Annotated in this window: 17 protein-coding genes; 5 read left to right on the top strand and 12 right to left on the bottom strand. The window is 69.3% G+C overall.

Annotated features, from left to right (window positions below):
* The first annotated feature begins 131 nt into the window (after nucleotides 1-131).
* Both K7C98_RS41075 and K7C98_RS41080 read left to right on the top strand, forming a co-directional pair.
* Nucleotides 132-1463: an NfeD family protein gene (locus tag K7C98_RS41075; RefSeq protein WP_224197398.1), complete on the top strand. Its 1332-nt coding sequence runs from the start codon at nucleotides 132-134 to the stop codon at nucleotides 1461-1463.
* Entirely contained in the window at nucleotides 1453-2358 is a 906-nt protein-coding gene (locus tag K7C98_RS41080; protein WP_224197399.1) for an SPFH domain-containing protein, read from the top strand. Before K7C98_RS41075 ends, K7C98_RS41080 begins: the two co-directional genes overlap by 11 nt.
* A 174-nt stretch (nucleotides 2359-2532) precedes the next feature.
* On the opposite strand, the gene mgtE is transcribed toward K7C98_RS41080, so the two are convergent.
* A complete protein-coding gene (mgtE, locus tag K7C98_RS41085) occupies nucleotides 2533-3900 on the bottom strand; it encodes a magnesium transporter (protein WP_263430258.1) in 1368 nt (455 codons plus the stop codon).
* Nucleotides 3901-4003: 103 nt separating this feature from the next.
* Between mgtE and K7C98_RS41090 the strand changes: the two genes are divergently transcribed.
* The 3 genes from K7C98_RS41090 to K7C98_RS41100 all read left to right on the top strand — a co-directional run bounded on the left by K7C98_RS41090 (nucleotide 4004) and on the right by K7C98_RS41100 (nucleotide 5129).
* Nucleotides 4004-4432: a hypothetical protein gene (locus K7C98_RS41090; RefSeq protein WP_224197401.1), complete on the top strand. Its 429-nt coding sequence runs from the start codon at nucleotides 4004-4006 to the stop codon at nucleotides 4430-4432.
* Entirely contained in the window at nucleotides 4429-4644 is a 216-nt protein-coding gene (locus tag K7C98_RS41095; RefSeq protein WP_224197402.1) for a hypothetical protein, read from the top strand. The genes K7C98_RS41090 and K7C98_RS41095 overlap by 4 nt, the downstream gene beginning before the upstream one ends.
* Before the next feature lie 173 nt (nucleotides 4645-4817).
* Nucleotides 4818-5129, top strand: a complete 312-nt coding sequence (locus tag K7C98_RS41100; protein WP_224197403.1) for a hypothetical protein — start codon at nucleotides 4818-4820, stop codon at nucleotides 5127-5129.
* Between the two features lie 745 nt (nucleotides 5130-5874).
* Here K7C98_RS41100 and K7C98_RS41105 read toward each other — a convergent pair.
* The 11 genes from K7C98_RS41105 to K7C98_RS41155 form a co-directional block, all read right to left on the bottom strand.
* Nucleotides 5875-6117 (bottom strand): hypothetical protein, encoded by a 243-nt coding sequence (locus tag K7C98_RS41105; RefSeq protein WP_224197404.1) that lies wholly within the window; start codon nucleotides 6115-6117, stop codon nucleotides 5875-5877.
* Between the two features lie 155 nt (nucleotides 6118-6272).
* Nucleotides 6273-7994, bottom strand: coding sequence for a complex I subunit 5 family protein (locus tag K7C98_RS41110; protein WP_224197405.1), 1722 nt, complete (start codon nucleotides 7992-7994; stop codon nucleotides 6273-6275).
* A 32-nt stretch (nucleotides 7995-8026) separates the two neighbouring features.
* Complete coding sequence (locus tag K7C98_RS41115; RefSeq protein ID WP_224197406.1) at nucleotides 8027-9520, bottom strand: complex I subunit 5 family protein; 1494 nt, start codon at nucleotides 9518-9520, stop codon at nucleotides 8027-8029.
* Nucleotides 9517-10989, bottom strand: a complete 1473-nt coding sequence (locus tag K7C98_RS41120; protein WP_224197407.1) for a complex I subunit 5 family protein — start codon at nucleotides 10987-10989, stop codon at nucleotides 9517-9519. The genes K7C98_RS41115 and K7C98_RS41120 overlap by 4 nt, the downstream gene beginning before the upstream one ends.
* A 43-nt stretch (nucleotides 10990-11032) precedes the next feature.
* Nucleotides 11033-11332, bottom strand: a complete 300-nt coding sequence (locus tag K7C98_RS41125; protein WP_276572763.1) for a sodium:proton antiporter — start codon at nucleotides 11330-11332, stop codon at nucleotides 11033-11035.
* Between the two features lie 2 nt (nucleotides 11333-11334).
* Nucleotides 11335-12027 carry an MnhB domain-containing protein gene (locus tag K7C98_RS41130; protein WP_224197409.1) on the bottom strand — a complete coding sequence of 231 codons (693 nt, stop codon included), beginning with the start codon at nucleotides 12025-12027 and terminating at the stop codon, nucleotides 11335-11337.
* A gap of 7 nt (nucleotides 12028-12034) precedes the next feature.
* Nucleotides 12035-12325: a Na(+)/H(+) antiporter subunit B gene (locus tag K7C98_RS41135; protein ID WP_224197410.1), complete on the bottom strand. Its 291-nt coding sequence runs from the start codon at nucleotides 12323-12325 to the stop codon at nucleotides 12035-12037.
* Nucleotides 12322-12624 (bottom strand): monovalent cation/H(+) antiporter subunit G, encoded by a 303-nt coding sequence (mnhG, locus tag K7C98_RS41140; RefSeq protein ID WP_224197411.1) that lies wholly within the window; start codon nucleotides 12622-12624, stop codon nucleotides 12322-12324. Before mnhG ends, K7C98_RS41135 begins: the two co-directional genes overlap by 4 nt.
* The gene (locus K7C98_RS41145; protein WP_224197412.1) at nucleotides 12611-12901 is read right to left on the bottom strand and encodes a monovalent cation/H+ antiporter complex subunit F; all 291 of its coding nucleotides are present in this window, start codon (nucleotides 12899-12901) and stop codon (nucleotides 12611-12613) included. Before K7C98_RS41145 ends, mnhG begins: the two co-directional genes overlap by 14 nt.
* A complete protein-coding gene (locus tag K7C98_RS41150) occupies nucleotides 12898-13437 on the bottom strand; it encodes a Na+/H+ antiporter subunit E (RefSeq protein ID WP_224197413.1) in 540 nt (179 codons plus the stop codon). The genes K7C98_RS41145 and K7C98_RS41150 overlap by 4 nt, the downstream gene beginning before the upstream one ends.
* 284 nt (nucleotides 13438-13721) lie before the next feature.
* Nucleotides 13722-13928 carry a hypothetical protein gene (locus K7C98_RS41155; protein ID WP_224197414.1) on the bottom strand — a complete coding sequence of 69 codons (207 nt, stop codon included), beginning with the start codon at nucleotides 13926-13928 and terminating at the stop codon, nucleotides 13722-13724.
* Nucleotides 13929-14287 lie beyond the last annotated feature (359 nt).

Here is a 14287-nt window from a genome sequence, read left to right on the forward strand (position 1 = left end):
CTCCAGGGTTCGCTGCGCCGGCACCGGACCGCCGCGCCGACCAGCAGGCCCAACCCCGCCCCGACGACGCAGCAGTCGACGATGCCGTGGGCGCATTGCGGTGCGGTGCGATCGGCCCAGCCTCACCGGCGATGGGCTGTTTCCTCCACCGCCTCGTCGGCGGGGTCGTCCTGGCGGCGGGCCTGCTGCTGACGGGCGAAGCGCGAGGTGAGGATATCCGGCTGCTCGAGATCGATGGCGGAATCAACCCGCTGACCGCCCGCTATCTCGAGCGAGCGCTGACCTCCGCGCCGACCGACGGCGTCGCGCTGGTCGTGGTCCGACTCGACACGCCCGGGGGCCTCGACCCATCGATGCGCCAGATGACCAGGGCCATCCTGGCTTCGCCGGTCCCGGTGGCGGTGTACGTGGCACCCGCGGGCGCGCGGGCGGCCTCGGCGGGAATGTTCATCGCCCTCGCGGCGCACGTGGCGGCGATGGCCCCGGGCACCAACATCGGCGCGGCGCACCCGGTGAGCCTCGGCGGCGTGGGCGGGACGGACGACGCGACGATCGACAAGGCGGTCCATGACGCGGCCGCGCTGGCGCGTGCCTTGGCGCAAACGCGAGGCCGCAACGTCGCCTGGGCAGAGTCCGCGGTCCGCGAGAGCGCATCTGTCACCGCCGCGGAGGCGCTCGAGCGCGGTGTGATCGACGTCGTCGCGGCCGATCTGGACGCCCTGCTGGGCGCGCTCGACGGGCGCGTGGTCGAGACGGCGCGCGGCCCGGTGGCCCTCCGCACCGTCGGCGCCGAGGTGACGGCGACGCCGATGCACCCAACCGAGCGGATCCTGCACGTCCTCACCGACCCGAACATCGCCTACCTGCTCTTCATCCTCGGGATGGTCGGGCTGGTCGCCGAGCTCTACAACCCCGGGATGGTCGTCCCCGGTCTCGTCGGCGGGCTGTCGTTGGTCCTGGCGCTCCTGGCGTTCGGCAACCTCCCGCTGTCCTGGGGCGGGCTCGTCCTCGTGCTCGCCGGCCTGGGGCTGATGATCGGCGAGCTCCACGTGGAGGGCTTCGGTGCGCTGGGCGTGGCGGGGATGGCGGCGTTCTTGCTGGGCTCGCTGATCCTCTACCGGCCGCCGGGAGCGGTCTCGTCGATGCAGGTGAGCCCGTGGCTGCTGGCAGTGATGGCGGCGGCGATCGGGACTCTCCTGTTCGTGGTGCTGCGGGCGGTGCTGCAGTCCCGCCGGGCGCGGGTGAGAACCGGTGTCCACGCGCTGCGCGGCCGCACCGGGACGGCGACCTCGGAGCTGGCGCAGGCGGGCACGGTGGAGATCGATCGCGAGTCGTGGAGCGCCCGCGCGGTCGGTTCGCCGATCCGCCGCGGCGAACCGGTAGTGGTCGTCAACGTGAAGGGCGTGGTCCTCGAGGTGGACCGGCAGGCGCCGTCGGACCGGGAGAGCTCCGATGCCGAGTAATTTGCTGAACCTGATCCTGGTCGGCCTGGTGGTGCTGGTCGTGCTGCTCGTCCTCGGGATGGCGATTCGCGTCGTCCCCGAGTACCAGCGGCTGGTGGTGTTCCGGCTCGGCCGGGCGCTCGGCGCGAGGGGTCCTGGCCTGGTGCTGCTGATCCCCTTGGTCGACCGCGGCGTGCGCGTCGACTTGCGCGAGACCTTCTTCGACGTCCCGCCGCAGACGACCATCACCAAGGACAATGCGCACCTTTCGATCGACTTCCTGGTGTACAGCAAGATCGTCGACGTCATGCCGAGCGTGCTCAACGTGGCCGACGACGAGGGTGCGTCGCGCGGGATAGCGATCACCACGCTGCGCGCCGTGGTCGGCAACATGATGCTCGACGACGTGCTGGCCAAGCGCGAGGAGATCAACGCCGCCCTGCGCGACAAGCTCGACGAGGTGACCAATCGATGGGGGATCAAGGTGACGGCGGTGGAGATCCGCGAGATCACGCCGCCGCAGGAGATCCTGGCGGCGATGACCCGCCAGATGTCCGCCGAGCGCTCGCGGCGGGCGATGGTCACGGAGGCCGACGGCCGGCGCGACGCCGAGGTGCGGGTCGCCGACGGGCAACGGCAGGCGGCGGTGCTGCTCGCCGAGGGCGACCGGCAGGCGACGATCCTCCGCGCCGAGGGGTTCGCGCTGGCGCTCGAAAAAATCTTCGCGGTGGCGCGGACGATCGATCGCAAGACGATGAGCCTGCAATACCTCGAGGCGCTCAAGTCGCTCGGGGCCCAGCCGGCGACCAAGCTCGTGATCCCGGTCGAGCTCACGCACCTGCTGCGGCCGTTCTTCGAGCACGGTCGCGACGGCGCCGAGGAAGCAGCGACCGAGGAGGCCGCGCCGAGGGGTTGAACAGCACGAGGGCGATGATGCCGCTCAGATAACAGCTCCGGTTCCGACGTCTTGCCGCGCTTCATGCGCCGACGCTACGAGGATGGGCCCATCACCCACCTCATCATGTATGCGGGACTTCATCGAGCCCGATTGTCGAGCACGAGCAAATGAACCTGTGGCCCACCAGCCGGGTTACAGCGGCAGGATCAGGTGGGCCATCGTGAAATAGATAATCAGGCCAGTAGCGTCCACCAGGGTGGTGACCAAGGGCGCGGAGATCACGGCCGGGTCAATGCCCAGGCGGCGGGCGAGCAGCGGCATAACCGCTCCCACCACCGACGCCCACACGCAGATCGCTACCAGCGAGCCGGCCAAGGTTGCGGCCACCCGCCACTCGACCAGCAGCGCGCCGATTGCCAGCGCCAGCACCGCCAGGACCAGGCCCAGCCCCAGCCCGACCCGGGACTCCCGCCAGACGACCCGGAACACGTCGCGTCCGCGGACCTCGCCGACCGCCAGCGCCCTCACCACCGCCGTCGCCGACTGAGCGCCGGCGTTGCCGCCGGTGCCGATCAGCAGCGGCACGAACAGCGCCAGTGCGGTCACCCGCGCCAGGGTGTCCTCGAAGTACTGCAGCACGTTGACCGTCAGGGTCGCCGCGACCAGCAACAGCAGGAGCCAAGTCGCCCGGCTGCGGGCGACCTGGAGGACGCTGGCGGTCAGGTAGTGACCCCTCAATGGCGACGCTCCTGCCTGCCGGGCGACATCCTCGGTGTCGGCCGCCTCGATCAGCTCGACCGCGTCGTCGATCGTGAGCAGCCCCACCACCCGCTCCTCGCTGTCGACCACGATCAACGCCAGCAGGTTGGCCTCCTGCATCAGGCGGGCCGCCGACTCCGCGTCGTCGGTCGCCTGCGCCCGCGGTGCCTCCTCGGAGATCATATCGACCACCGTGTCCGCCGCCGACAGCACCAGCTCGCGCAGAGTGGTCACCCCAACCAAGCGGCGGTGGTCGTCCACGAGCGGCAGCACGTAGATCGTCTCGGCGTCCCTGCCCTCGGCGCGCACGACGTCCAGCGCCGCCGCCGCGGTTAGGCCACGCCGCAGCACGACCATCTCCGGCGTCATGTACCGGCCGACAGACCCTTCGGGGTAGCCCAGCAGGGCTGCGGTCATCTGCCGCTCGGCCGGGCTCAGCCCGGCGAGGACTCGGTGGGCTATCTTCGCGGGTGCCTCTTGAACCACCCGCGCCCGGTCGTCGGGCTCCAGCGATTCCACCAGATCGTAGAACGCCTCGTCGCGCAGGCCCTCCAGGATCGTCTGCTGGGAGTGGGGGTCCAACTCCTCAAAGACCTCCAGCGCCTGGTCTTTGTCCAGCAACCGGAAGGCCACGGCCGTGGGCACGGGGTCCAGCCGCTGCAGCTCGGCTGCGACCTCATGAGGCGCGTGCCGGTTCAGCCACTCCTGGGCCTTCGCCAGGTCGTTCGCGTCCAGCGCGTCCTGCACTACGTCAACGTCCACGCTCACCTCCCTTGCTTGGAAGTGGCGCTTGGGGCTCATCACGCAGTCGAGGCGTCGCGAAGAAAGAAAATGCCGACGCGCGGTCTACCTACGGGCAGGCTTGACCGCACCAGCCATGCCGGTGACTGGAGCTCCCAGCGACTTGTCCTTGATCGCCGATCGCCTAGTTTCGCCGTTCAATGGCGTCCTCGACCGTTTCATCGTCTCCGCGTCGGGCGGCGATGGCCCGTCCTTGGAAGTTTGGTTCCGTCGATTCGTATTCATGCTGATTGAGATCCTGACGAACGAACACTCGACCGCGCTTCACGATGACACAGCGGGACGGATATGGCATGCGGCCTCAGCCTTGGACACGGCCGAAACCATGGAGCGTGATCATCCGCGCGGCTCGTGGCGCTCGCGCAGCGCGCCGGGCGAGCCGAGCGCCGGGCTCGGCCTTCGCCGAGTACGCCAGCGTCGGGTGCCAGATCGCTGTGCGCCTGATTGCCCGAGGCTGCATGCCAGCCCGTCCCTGCGTGTTATGGTAAAAACGCGGTTGATTGATCGTCCGCCAGGAGTTCGACTGTCATGAATACGGAGCGGCCGAATCAAACGTCCAAAGACAAGATGCCGCCGTCGCCGCCGCATGCGGGCGACGACGCTGCAGCGACCGACGGCCAGCAGCAGCACGACGAGCGAGAGGCCGAGGACGCCGTCGAGCGGCGAAGTCAGGCGATCAAAGACAAATCGTTGGGAGCCCCCGTCACCGGCATGCCCGGTTCGACCGAACCTGCGCGCAGATAGATCGCGCATCGGCCCGCTTCCTTTAGACCTCGGCGGCCCGTCGCCTGGCGGCGCAGCCCACGGGCCACACGTCCGAAGGCGGGCTCATCCGCTGAGCTGCGCCGAATCGTCCGAGACCGCTGGCGGAACCTACGGGCGGGGTGCCATCGTTCAATGATGCCAAACATGCAGAAATGGATCGTCGGATCGTCGGACTTGAGCTTGACGAGCGTAGCGACGGGGCAGCCCGCCTCGGGGCGTGGCTGCACGGGCAGACGCAGGGAACCGCGGTGCTGTTCGGAGTTCACGTGGCCCATCACGAGGCGTTCGCTGAGCTCGGTCAAGGCGCCAGTCCGACGCGCATCCTCGAGCTGTTCGCGGCGGAGCGAGCGGTCGAGCGAGTGGGGGCGCGCGCGGCCTTCGCCGGGATCGAAGTAGTCGAGGAGTCGAGGCGGCGTACGGGCTCATCGTCGGCCGTCGAGCGCCCGGTGCAGGCACGGAGCTGATCCGACTCGGAAGCGTCGCCCGGCGGCTGTTGCAGCGGCTTACAGCGCCGACCTTCATCGTACCCCCAGACGTCGAGGCCGAGCAGCTGGGTGATGGGCCCATCCTCGTAGCGCTCACGCCGACAGTGGCAAGCGTCGGTGCCGTGGCGGTAGCGCAGTCGCTGGCGACCGTGATGGGGCGGGCACTAGTGTTCGTCCACGTGGCGCAAGTACTCGATGAGTCTGCAGCATCGGATCGACCGGTGACGGCGCGCGCGGATCGAGCTGCAGAGGTGTCCACCGCCGAGGCGCTCACACGGGCATGGCTTGCAGATCGTTGTCCCATCGGGCGTATCGCTATCCGCATCCGCGGCGGCGAATCGCGTGCGGCGGAGCCTGCCCTAATGAGACGAGCAAGCGAATTTGCCGCGCTCGCCTGCACGGGATCTGCTGGTCACGCCCCGCTCGCTGGCGCTGGCCCCGCTTGACGGAGACACGCCACTGCTGTGCAAGCCGACGTGATCTCGCGTCCTCGGGGATGCCGTCCAGCGGCTTCTCAACCGTCTCCCGTTCGACGTGCTCGTGGTCCCTGTCGACGCCGCGTGCGCCGCAGTTCGGACCTCCGCGCTCACTCTTGGCCAGCGGTCGTCGGTTTGCAGCACTCTCTGACAAGGATGAGTTCGAAGCGCTGGCCGAACACTAGGAACGACGGTGGATCTGCGGCTCGTACCAGGACGACCGCGTCCTCGGGGCCGCACACCGTGATTCAGGACAGCCCGCCCGTGGCACGCTCGTCGGCGATCAGGACCGGCTCGTGTTCAATGCCCTCGGCGTCGAGCAACGCGCCGAGCCGCTGCCCGTCGGTGCCGCTGCAAAGCCACAGCGCACGGGCCCGCTCTCCGAGCCGCCTGAGCGCGCGCGCGATGTTGATGCCGCCGCCGGGCTCGAAGTAGGTCCGTCCGGCCCGGAGCTTGGCGTCGGGAGTCCAATGCGAGACGGCCGGGGGCACAGGTAGCCGCGTCCGCCGGGCGTCACACCGCCGACAGCAGGCACGACGGCGGCGGAGGTCAGCGGCGGACACCGGCGAGCCTACCCGTGCCGTTTTTCTCATGCTCGCCCGTCCGGTGGCGTCGGACGGGCGGGGACACGGCCACACGGCGCGGGCTAGCGCGTGAGTAGCCAAACGAGCACGCCTGTGATCACCAGGAACGCCGACCCCCCGACCGTCCATCCCGCCAGGCTCTGCTCGAGGCTCGTCGCGGCCTCCTCAATACGGACAGTGGCTCGCTCGAGGGGGGCACGCCATTTTTGCCCGAGCCAGCGTGATCTCGCCTCCTCGGGACCTCCGCCGGGCCGCCGCCGCAGCGCTGACCAGCCCCGTTCCGCCAGCGCCGCCAGGTCCCCCGCCGGGATCTGCAGGCGCCCGAGGAGCAACCGCCCGCGCCGGGAGCGGGCGAGTCTCCAGGCCAGCGCTGCGCCGATCAGGACCGGCCACAGGGCGGTCCTGAAGGCCGCGAAGGAGAGTCCCTCGCGGAGCGGCCCGCGGATGCTGGGCCACGGGACCACCCACATCACGCCCAGCACTGCTGCGAGCAGGAGTGACCACGCGGTCAGAGCGATGCCGTCGAGGCGATGGTGCGCAGCAGGTCCGCGGGGCCAAACCTCCAGCGCGAAGCGGGCCATCACGAGGGTCGTGGCGATCGATCCGAGGGCGAGCGACCAATCCAGCCACGTCGGCCAGGGCACCGCCTTCGCCGCCGCCTTGAGCGCCGTCTTGGCGGCAGCACCGCTGGTCCAGGGAGCTCCGGCCAGAGACAGCGCGGGCAACATCAGGCCGACTGCCACTGCCCTCCGCTGCCAGGGCCCGGTGAGAGTTGTCGCCGCCGCGCCGACTCCCAAAAACAGCGCCCCCTTGGCCAGTGCATGATGCAGGGCGTACAACTGCAGCGCGGCCAGGGTGGTCTGCCAGTGTTCGGGCGCGGCCAGGCCGATGCCGAGCCCCACGGTCATGAGGCCCATCTGACTGATGCTCGAGTAGGCCAGGATCGCCTTGGAATTCTGCTGGACCACGCCCAGGGCCGCGCCGAGGAACAGTGCGGCGACACCCGCGGCCATCGTAAAGGCCCCCCAGCCGGGGAGCGCGACCTCACCCAGCGGAAGAAATCGCAGCCAGCCCAGCAACCCCGCCTTGATCATCGCGCCGCTCAGCACGGCGCTCGCCGGGGTCGGCGCCGCCGGATGGGCGAGTGGCAGCCAGGAGTGGAGCGGAAGCGCGCCCGCCTTGATACCGAAGCCGGCCAGCGCGAGCGCGATGATCCAATCTTGGCGCGGCGAGGACCGTAGGCCGGCGGTGACCTCGCGAAAGGCGAGGTGCTGCGTATCGAACGCGGCGATCACCAGTGCGGCGAACAGCAGCACTTCGCCCAGGATCACCATCATCATATAGACGCGACCGGCGCGCAGCGCCTCGCGGTCGCCGTGATGGACGATCAGCCCGTACGAGGCGAAGCTCATCACGGCGAAGAAACAATAAAATGAGGCCATGTCGAGGGAGAGGATCAGGCCCAGGTTGCCGGTCATTGTCAGCAGAAAGCAGGTGAAGAAGCGATGGATCTCCGGGTCGTCCTCGAGATAGCTCCGGGCGTAGATCCCCGACACCCACCATAGGAGCGCTGTGAAAAAGAGGAACACCTGCCCGGTGGCGTCCATCCCGAGGCGCGTTCCCAGGAGCACCCAGGGGAGTTCGAGTTCGACGTCGGGGGTCGAAGACAGCGCCAGGAGGAGCGGCGGTAGGGCGGCCCAGGGCGCTACGGCCATTGCAGCGGGGCGGAGCCGAGGCAGTAGCAGCGCACACGCCGGCAGCAGCCCGATCAGGAAGACCAGCAAGAACGGCCCGGGGAGCGGGCCGGACGCGAGGCTCATTGTCCATACTCCGCGTCGGCGATGACGTGGCACCAGGCGGTGGGGCTGACCGGCGCCGCGGCGAAGAGGCCGGCCAGGATGAACAACAGGGCGGTGATCAGCGGAGGGAGCAACAGATAGAGCCGGGTCTCGAACTCCCCGCGGCGCGCCTCCGGCCACGGGGAGTTCGCGGGCCGGAACCAGGCCGCGTGGAGAATGGGCAGGAAATAGGCGGCGTTGAGGATCGTACTGACGAGGAGCACCGCGAGCACCCACGGATCGCCGGCGTCCAGCCCTCCCAGGCCGAGATACCACTTGCTGATAAAGCCGGCCATCGGCGGCAAGCCGATCATGCCGAGGGCGGCCAGGCTGAACGCGATCATGGTCAGGGGCATCCGCCGCCCCACTCCATTCATTTCGCTCACCCGGTGGATGCCCAGAGTCTCTAGCAAGATACCCGCGCAGAAGAAGAGGGTGATCTTCATCAGCGCCTGGTGGACCAGATGCACCACGCCGCCGATGGTGGCGAGCCGACCCAGCGTGGCGACTCCCAGGATGATGTACGATATTTGGCTGACGGTGGAGAACGCCAGCCGGCGCTTGAGGTCGTCCTGAGCGAGCGCCTGGATCGAGCCATAGATGATGGTGATGCTGGCGACGAGCGCCAGCGGGCGATGGACACCCAGCGTCGTGGCGAACTCAATGCCGAACACGTCGTACATGACGCGCACGATCCCGAACGCGCCGGCTTTCACCACCGCGACAGCGTGGAGCAACGCGCTGACAGGGGCGGGCGCGACCATGGCGTGGGGGAGCCAGCCGTGCAGGGGGACCAGCGCCGCCTTGACGCCCAGACCGGCGATGAGCAGCGCGAAGATGACCTTGAGCTGCCCGTGGTAATCGGGGCCGATCCCCGCGAGCGCCCCCCGTTCCACGAAGTCGACCGGCCCGACCAGCGCGTGCAGCCACGTGATCCCGACCATCAACAGCGCTCCGCCGGTGAGGGTGTAGGCGAGGTAGACCCGTCCGGCCTGATGGGCCTCTTCTGTCCCGCGGTGGATCACCAGCGGCCAGGTCACCAGGGTCAGTATCTCGTAGAACACGAGGAAGCTGAGCAGGTTACCCGCCATGGCGACCCCGGTGGTGGCGCTGACGCACAGGCTGAAGAAGCCGAAGAACCGGCTGCGGTGTGGCGAGCCCTCGAGGTAACCGACGGCGTAAATGGTGGTGAGCAGCCAGAGCACCGCCGACAGGGAGATGAAGAGAACGGGGAGCCGGGAGGCGTGCAGCACCAGATCGATGTCGGGGAGCAGCGGGATCCGGGCCTCGTAGATCCGGCCCTCCGTGATCCCCCATATCATGCCGATCACCAGGACGACCTTGATCACGGCGCCGATGAGGTTCAGGGCCGTACGTGCCCCGCTCTGCTCTTCGGGCAGCAGGAAGATGACGACACCAGGCACGAACGAGCTCAGCAGGATCGCCACGGGGAGCCAGAACGTCACGGTCATTGCGGGACTCCCGGCGCGGGGCTGAAGGGGTTGCCGACCTCGAGCAGCCTGAGCGAGGTCGAGACCGTGATCCCGGCGAGGACGCTGAGCAGGGCCAGTGCCAGGGCGGTCCATTCCATCAGCGCCGGGACGGCTATTCGGGGCCCACGGGCGGGCCCCATCAGGGCCGGTCCCAACACCCTCAGGACATAGGCGGCGGCCAACAGGCTGCCCAGGACCAGCACCAGCACCAGCTCCCAGCGCCCGCCGCGCAGTGCGGCGATCAACATCCACCATTTGGCGATGAAACTGCCGCTTGGCGGCAGCCCCATCAGGTTGACCCCGGCCAGTCCGAAGGCGAACATCGTGATCGGGAGCCGGGCGCTCACGCCGTGGAGCCCGTCGATGCGGTCATGACCCAGAGCGAGCAACAGGTTGCCGGACGCCAGGAACAGGGCAGCCTTGCCGAATGCGTGCGCGACGGCGAACAGGACGGCGGCCCGCCACGCGTCGGCCGCGGCCTCCGGCGCCATCGCCAGGGAGAAAACCAGGAATAGATAGCCCAGCTGGGCCACCGTCGAATAGGCCAGCAGCAGCTTGATGCGGTCTTGCCGCAGCGCCTGGACGCTCCCCCACAGGATGGCAGCAGCTCCCAGGTACCCGAGCAGCTGCCCTGCCGCGAACGAGAGCGCCGCCGGGAAGACCTGCGCCCACAGCCGCACCACGAGATAGAACGTGGCTTTGACCACCACCGCCGACAGGAGGGCGCTGACCGGCGCGGGGGCGCTGGCGTGCGCCGGCGGGAGCCAGAAGTGCAGCGGGAAGACGGCGGTCTTCAGGAGCATGCCACCCGTCATCAGCGCGATCGCGGCCCAGACGGCCGGACCCGGGGCGAGGATCCCGCTCAACCGATCCAGATCGAGCACGCCGTGAGCGCTGTACAGCAGGGCCACGCCGAACAGCCAGGCGAGGGAGCCCAGCATGCTCACCAGCAGATAGCGCATCGCCGCCGCCAGCGACGGCCCGCCCGCCAGCGCCACCAGGGGGACCGCCGAGAGCCCCAGCAGTTCGAGCGTCACGTAGAGGTTGAACAGGTCCGCCGAGAGGTACAGGGCGTTGAGCGCGGCCCACATGAAGAGCCACAGGGGCCAGAAATAACGGCGGCGATGCGCTTGAGACGCCGCCTGCGCGGAGTCATGCGACAGTCGAGGTGCAAAGTAGCGGGTGGCGTGCAGCCCGGTGAGCGCGCCGACCACCGCGGTCATGAAGAGCATCACCGCGCTCAATCCATCGGCGACCAGACCGATCCCCAGCGGCGCGCTCCAGCCGCCGATCCCGTAGCGGTCGGCGCCGTACTCGAGCAACTGCAGGGCGAGCCCGCACGAGCACAGGACAACGGCCAGGCTGATGAGCAGACCGATCCGCTGTCCCGCTCGAGCTCGAGCCAGAAACGCCGCCACGGCCCCGAACAGCGGCAGGACGACGCTCAAGACGGCCCAGTTCAGGGGCCGATCCACGGCGGCCGGGCTCCCTTCATTCCGGCATGTCCTCGGGCAGTCGAACCAACCCCTGCGCGGCCTTGAGGCGGCGGGCCAGGGAGAGGGCCAGAGCGGTGGCACTCACAGCGACCACGATTCCAGTGAGGACCATGGCATGCGGGACCGGGTCGGGCGTGTCTCCGCCGCGGCGGGCCATCCCCACCAGCAGCAGGAACGTCGCGCTCCCCAGCACGTTGAGGGCCAGCACCTTGCGCAGCAGATGCCGTTGCACGAGGAGGGCGTGGAACCCGAGGCTGAACAGCGCCACGCCGGTCATGGCATACAATGTTGACAGGCTCACGGTTGCGGCTCCTTCCGCTCATCGAGGCTCGTGGCCGTCTCGGGGGCCTCGGCGGCGAACAGCGCGGCCAGGATTGCGCCGATCGAGATCGCCGCGGCCACCTCGATCAGCAGGATCAGGAGCCCGGCCTCGCGGCCTCGAACCTCGAGCAGACGGCCGTCGCGCATCGTCGCCACGCTGGCGATCAAGAACACCAGCAGGCCCAGGGAGGCGGTCGCGCGGTATCCCGCCGGGTGGCGCCAAGCCGGGAGCGGGTGCTGCGAGAGGACCAGCAGCACCCCTGCGCCGCCGAGCACCGCACCGGCCTGGAAGGCGCCGCCGGGCGCCTTGCTGCCCAGCCACAGCAGGTGGCCAGCGACGAGCACCATGAGTGGGACCAGGTTGCGCACCAGCTCCGCCTGGATCGGTCCGACCGGACCCTCCGGATCGAGGCGTCTCTCCAGGCCGAACGACCAGGTGCCGGTCAATACGAGCAGCAGCACGCCGATCTCGAGCAGGGTGTCGTACGCCCTGAAGTTCAGCAGCACCGCGGTCACAGGATGGGAGACGCCGCTGTCGTCGAGCCCCGCGTCGACCCGCGCCGCCAGATCCGTGGGCGCGTCCGGGAGCGAGAGCACCGCCACGGCCAGGCCAAGGCCGGAGGCGAGCACGAGCAATGTGAGCAGGGTGAATGCCAGCATCTGGCGCATGCTGGCCTCAATGCGACGCGTCGGGGGCCGGTGGCCCTGACCCCGCGGGAGCGATGTCCGGGACATCGTCTCGCGGCTCGAGTCGCGCGCGCGCGTCGAGCAGCAGCGCCCCGGTGAGTCCGGCCCCGATCGCGGCCTCCGCCAGCGCGATGTCCGGAGCCTCGAGCCGGACCCAGGCGAGCGCCAGCAGCAGCCCGAAGGTGATGAAGAGAACGACCGCCTTGAACAGGTGGGAGGTCGAGAGCAGCCGCCAGGCCAACCCCACGAGGGTCAGCGCCAGCACGTGATCGAAGATCATGGGCGCCTCCAGGGGCTCAGCCCCGCGCGGAGCGCCGACTGCGCGACGAGATGGCAGGCGACGGTGCTGGCGAGCAGCACCAAACCCCAGATCAGCAGCAGCTTGACCGCTCGATGCCAGGAGGGCGCGCGTAGGAGGAGTCCGGCGATCACCAGTCCCATGCCGAGGTTATCCGCCTTGGTCAGGGCATGCAGCCGCATGAACACGTCGGGAAAGCGCAGCATGCCGACCGTACCGGCCACGAAGAACAGGCTGCCGGTGGCGATCAACGCGACCTCGAGCAGCTCAGGGACGGTCATCGTCGTCCTTCGTCCAGTCGTCGCCCGGACATGCCGAGCGCCGGACGAACGCGACCAGCGCCACGGCGGCCAACAGGGCGACGACCAGCGCCACGTCGATCAGCGCCGCCGCTTCGAGCGCCTCCTCCAGCAGCAGCAAGATGGCTACCCCCGTGGTCCCGAACAGCTGCGCTGCCAGCATTCGGTCCGCCGGCGTCGGCCCCCGCAGCACGCGTACGAGCCCCGCCACCAGAGTCAATAGCAGCAGGAGGGTCAGGCCGGAGCACATGAGCATCATCCGGGCTCTCCGGGCTCCGGCGCGAGCATTGCCGCCACGCGGCGCTCGAGCGACTCGAGCGACGTATCGTGGGGCCGCTGGCGATCTATAACGTGGATCACCACACTATCCCCCTCGAATTCTGCCCCGACGGTACCGGGGAGGAGATTCACCGCGCTGACGAACAGCAGCCGCCCCGGTCCCGCGGGGAAGCGGAGCCGGTAATACACCAGGTCGGGGTCGATCGGCATGCGAGGATGCAGCGCTCGCCACGCCACGTCCACGCTGCCGATCACGGTCCGGCGCAGGAAAAAGGGGATGAAGGCGATCACCCCGAGCGGCCGGAGGCGCCACACTCGGCGGGGCGAAAGCGCGATCATGGCCAGGACGGCGATCAGCACGCAAGGCGCTCCCATCCGCCAGGAGCCGGTATCTCCTTCGGCTAGCACCCACCAGATCATGGCGAACAACGCGCCCCTGCCCGCGGCGAGCGACCAGCCTTCTCGGTCGAGCCCAGACTGCCGGTTCTGTCCGCGGAGACGCGTAGATCCCGCCATCTCTCCTCCTCCTGTCTTGCTGTCTTGAAACGGCCGGATCGAGCTCGGCGGCCGGTCGCGGCGACGCGTCGTATATGCGGCACACGTGCGTCGAGAGCAAGGAGCGTCAGGATTTATGAATATGATCTGTATGCTGACCGGGCGACCGGCGGCAAACCACCGTCCGAGCGCTCGGGGTCGACGAGGGGCGCCGAGCGACTTGTCCTGTCGAGCTCCACGCTATGACCGAAAAAACATGTCTGTTCAGTCATGCGGGGGCGTCGCCCCGGGCGGCGACCCGACGCTCAGCGGCGGGCCGGCTTGGGGTTCCCGGGCATGCCCGTGACCGGGGCGCCGAGCGACTTGTCCTGGATGGCCTGGTTGCGGCGTTCGACCTCGGTCTCGGCCTCCCCGGCCGGGTGTTCGATGTCCTCGTCGTCGACGTCCGCGCCGTGGGGCTCCGGCTCCGGACGGTTCTTTTCCTGCTTCGGGGAAGGGCTCGGCCTGCTCATCGTACGTTCCTCCTGCATGGATCCTGCTCCGGGCGGCTGCGCGAGGCATGCGAGCTCGACCCGGGCGTCGGCAGGACGGAGCGAGCAGGGCCACTCCAGAGGTCGCTGCGCGGGTAGCCGCGCCCGACGAGCGGGTCTGACCCGGCTCAGCGGCCCGGACCCGGCCTCACCCGCGGTGGACCGCTTTCGGTCCGGCGGAGTCGCCGCCAGCGGCGGCCTGCTGCTCCGGGGTGAGGCGCGCGGCGAGGATGCCCCGCTGCCCATTGTATTGTCGCTACAGGGGCCGACCCTGGGGGTCGCTACGGAGCGGATGGCGCCCGTCCGTCCCGCGCCGCCCGTCCGCCGCACGACCCGCTCCC

Source organism: Nannocystis pusilla (assembly GCF_020073745.1).
In the GTDB taxonomy this organism is placed as follows: domain Bacteria; phylum Myxococcota_A; class Polyangia; order Nannocystales; family Nannocystaceae; genus Nannocystis; species Nannocystis radixulma.

Bases quoted from the DNA above. Each gene is read 5' to 3' on its own strand.
- K7C98_RS41115 (WP_224197406.1), bottom strand. From the start codon at position 9,520: ATGACCGTGACGTTCTGGCTCCCCGTGGCGATCCTGCTGAGCTCGTTC.
- K7C98_RS41075 (WP_224197398.1), top strand. From the start codon at position 132: ATGGGCTGTTTCCTCCACCGCCTCGTCGGCGGGGTCGTCCTGGCGGCG.
- K7C98_RS41130 (WP_224197409.1), bottom strand. From the start codon at position 12,027: ATGCGCCAGATGCTGGCATTCACCCTGCTCACATTGCTCGTGCTCGCC.
- K7C98_RS41150 (WP_224197413.1), bottom strand. From the start codon at position 13,437: ATGGCGGGATCTACGCGTCTCCGCGGACAGAACCGGCAGTCTGGGCTC.
- K7C98_RS41135 (WP_224197410.1), bottom strand. From the start codon at position 12,325: ATGATCTTCGATCACGTGCTGGCGCTGACCCTCGTGGGGTTGGCCTGG.
- K7C98_RS41145 (WP_224197412.1), bottom strand. From the start codon at position 12,901: ATGATGCTCATGTGCTCCGGCCTGACCCTCCTGCTGCTATTGACTCTG.
- mgtE (WP_263430258.1), bottom strand. From the start codon at position 3,900: ATGAGCCCCAAGCGCCACTTCCAAGCAAGGGAGGTGAGCGTGGACGTT.
- K7C98_RS41095 (WP_224197402.1), top strand. From the start codon at position 4,429: ATGAATACGGAGCGGCCGAATCAAACGTCCAAAGACAAGATGCCGCCG.
- K7C98_RS41100 (WP_224197403.1), top strand. From the start codon at position 4,818: ATGGATCGTCGGATCGTCGGACTTGAGCTTGACGAGCGTAGCGACGGG.
- mnhG (WP_224197411.1), bottom strand. From the start codon at position 12,624: ATGACCGTCCCTGAGCTGCTCGAGGTCGCGTTGATCGCCACCGGCAGC.
- K7C98_RS41080 (WP_224197399.1), top strand. From the start codon at position 1,453: ATGCCGAGTAATTTGCTGAACCTGATCCTGGTCGGCCTGGTGGTGCTG.
- K7C98_RS41155 (WP_224197414.1), bottom strand. From the start codon at position 13,928: ATGAGCAGGCCGAGCCCTTCCCCGAAGCAGGAAAAGAACCGTCCGGAG.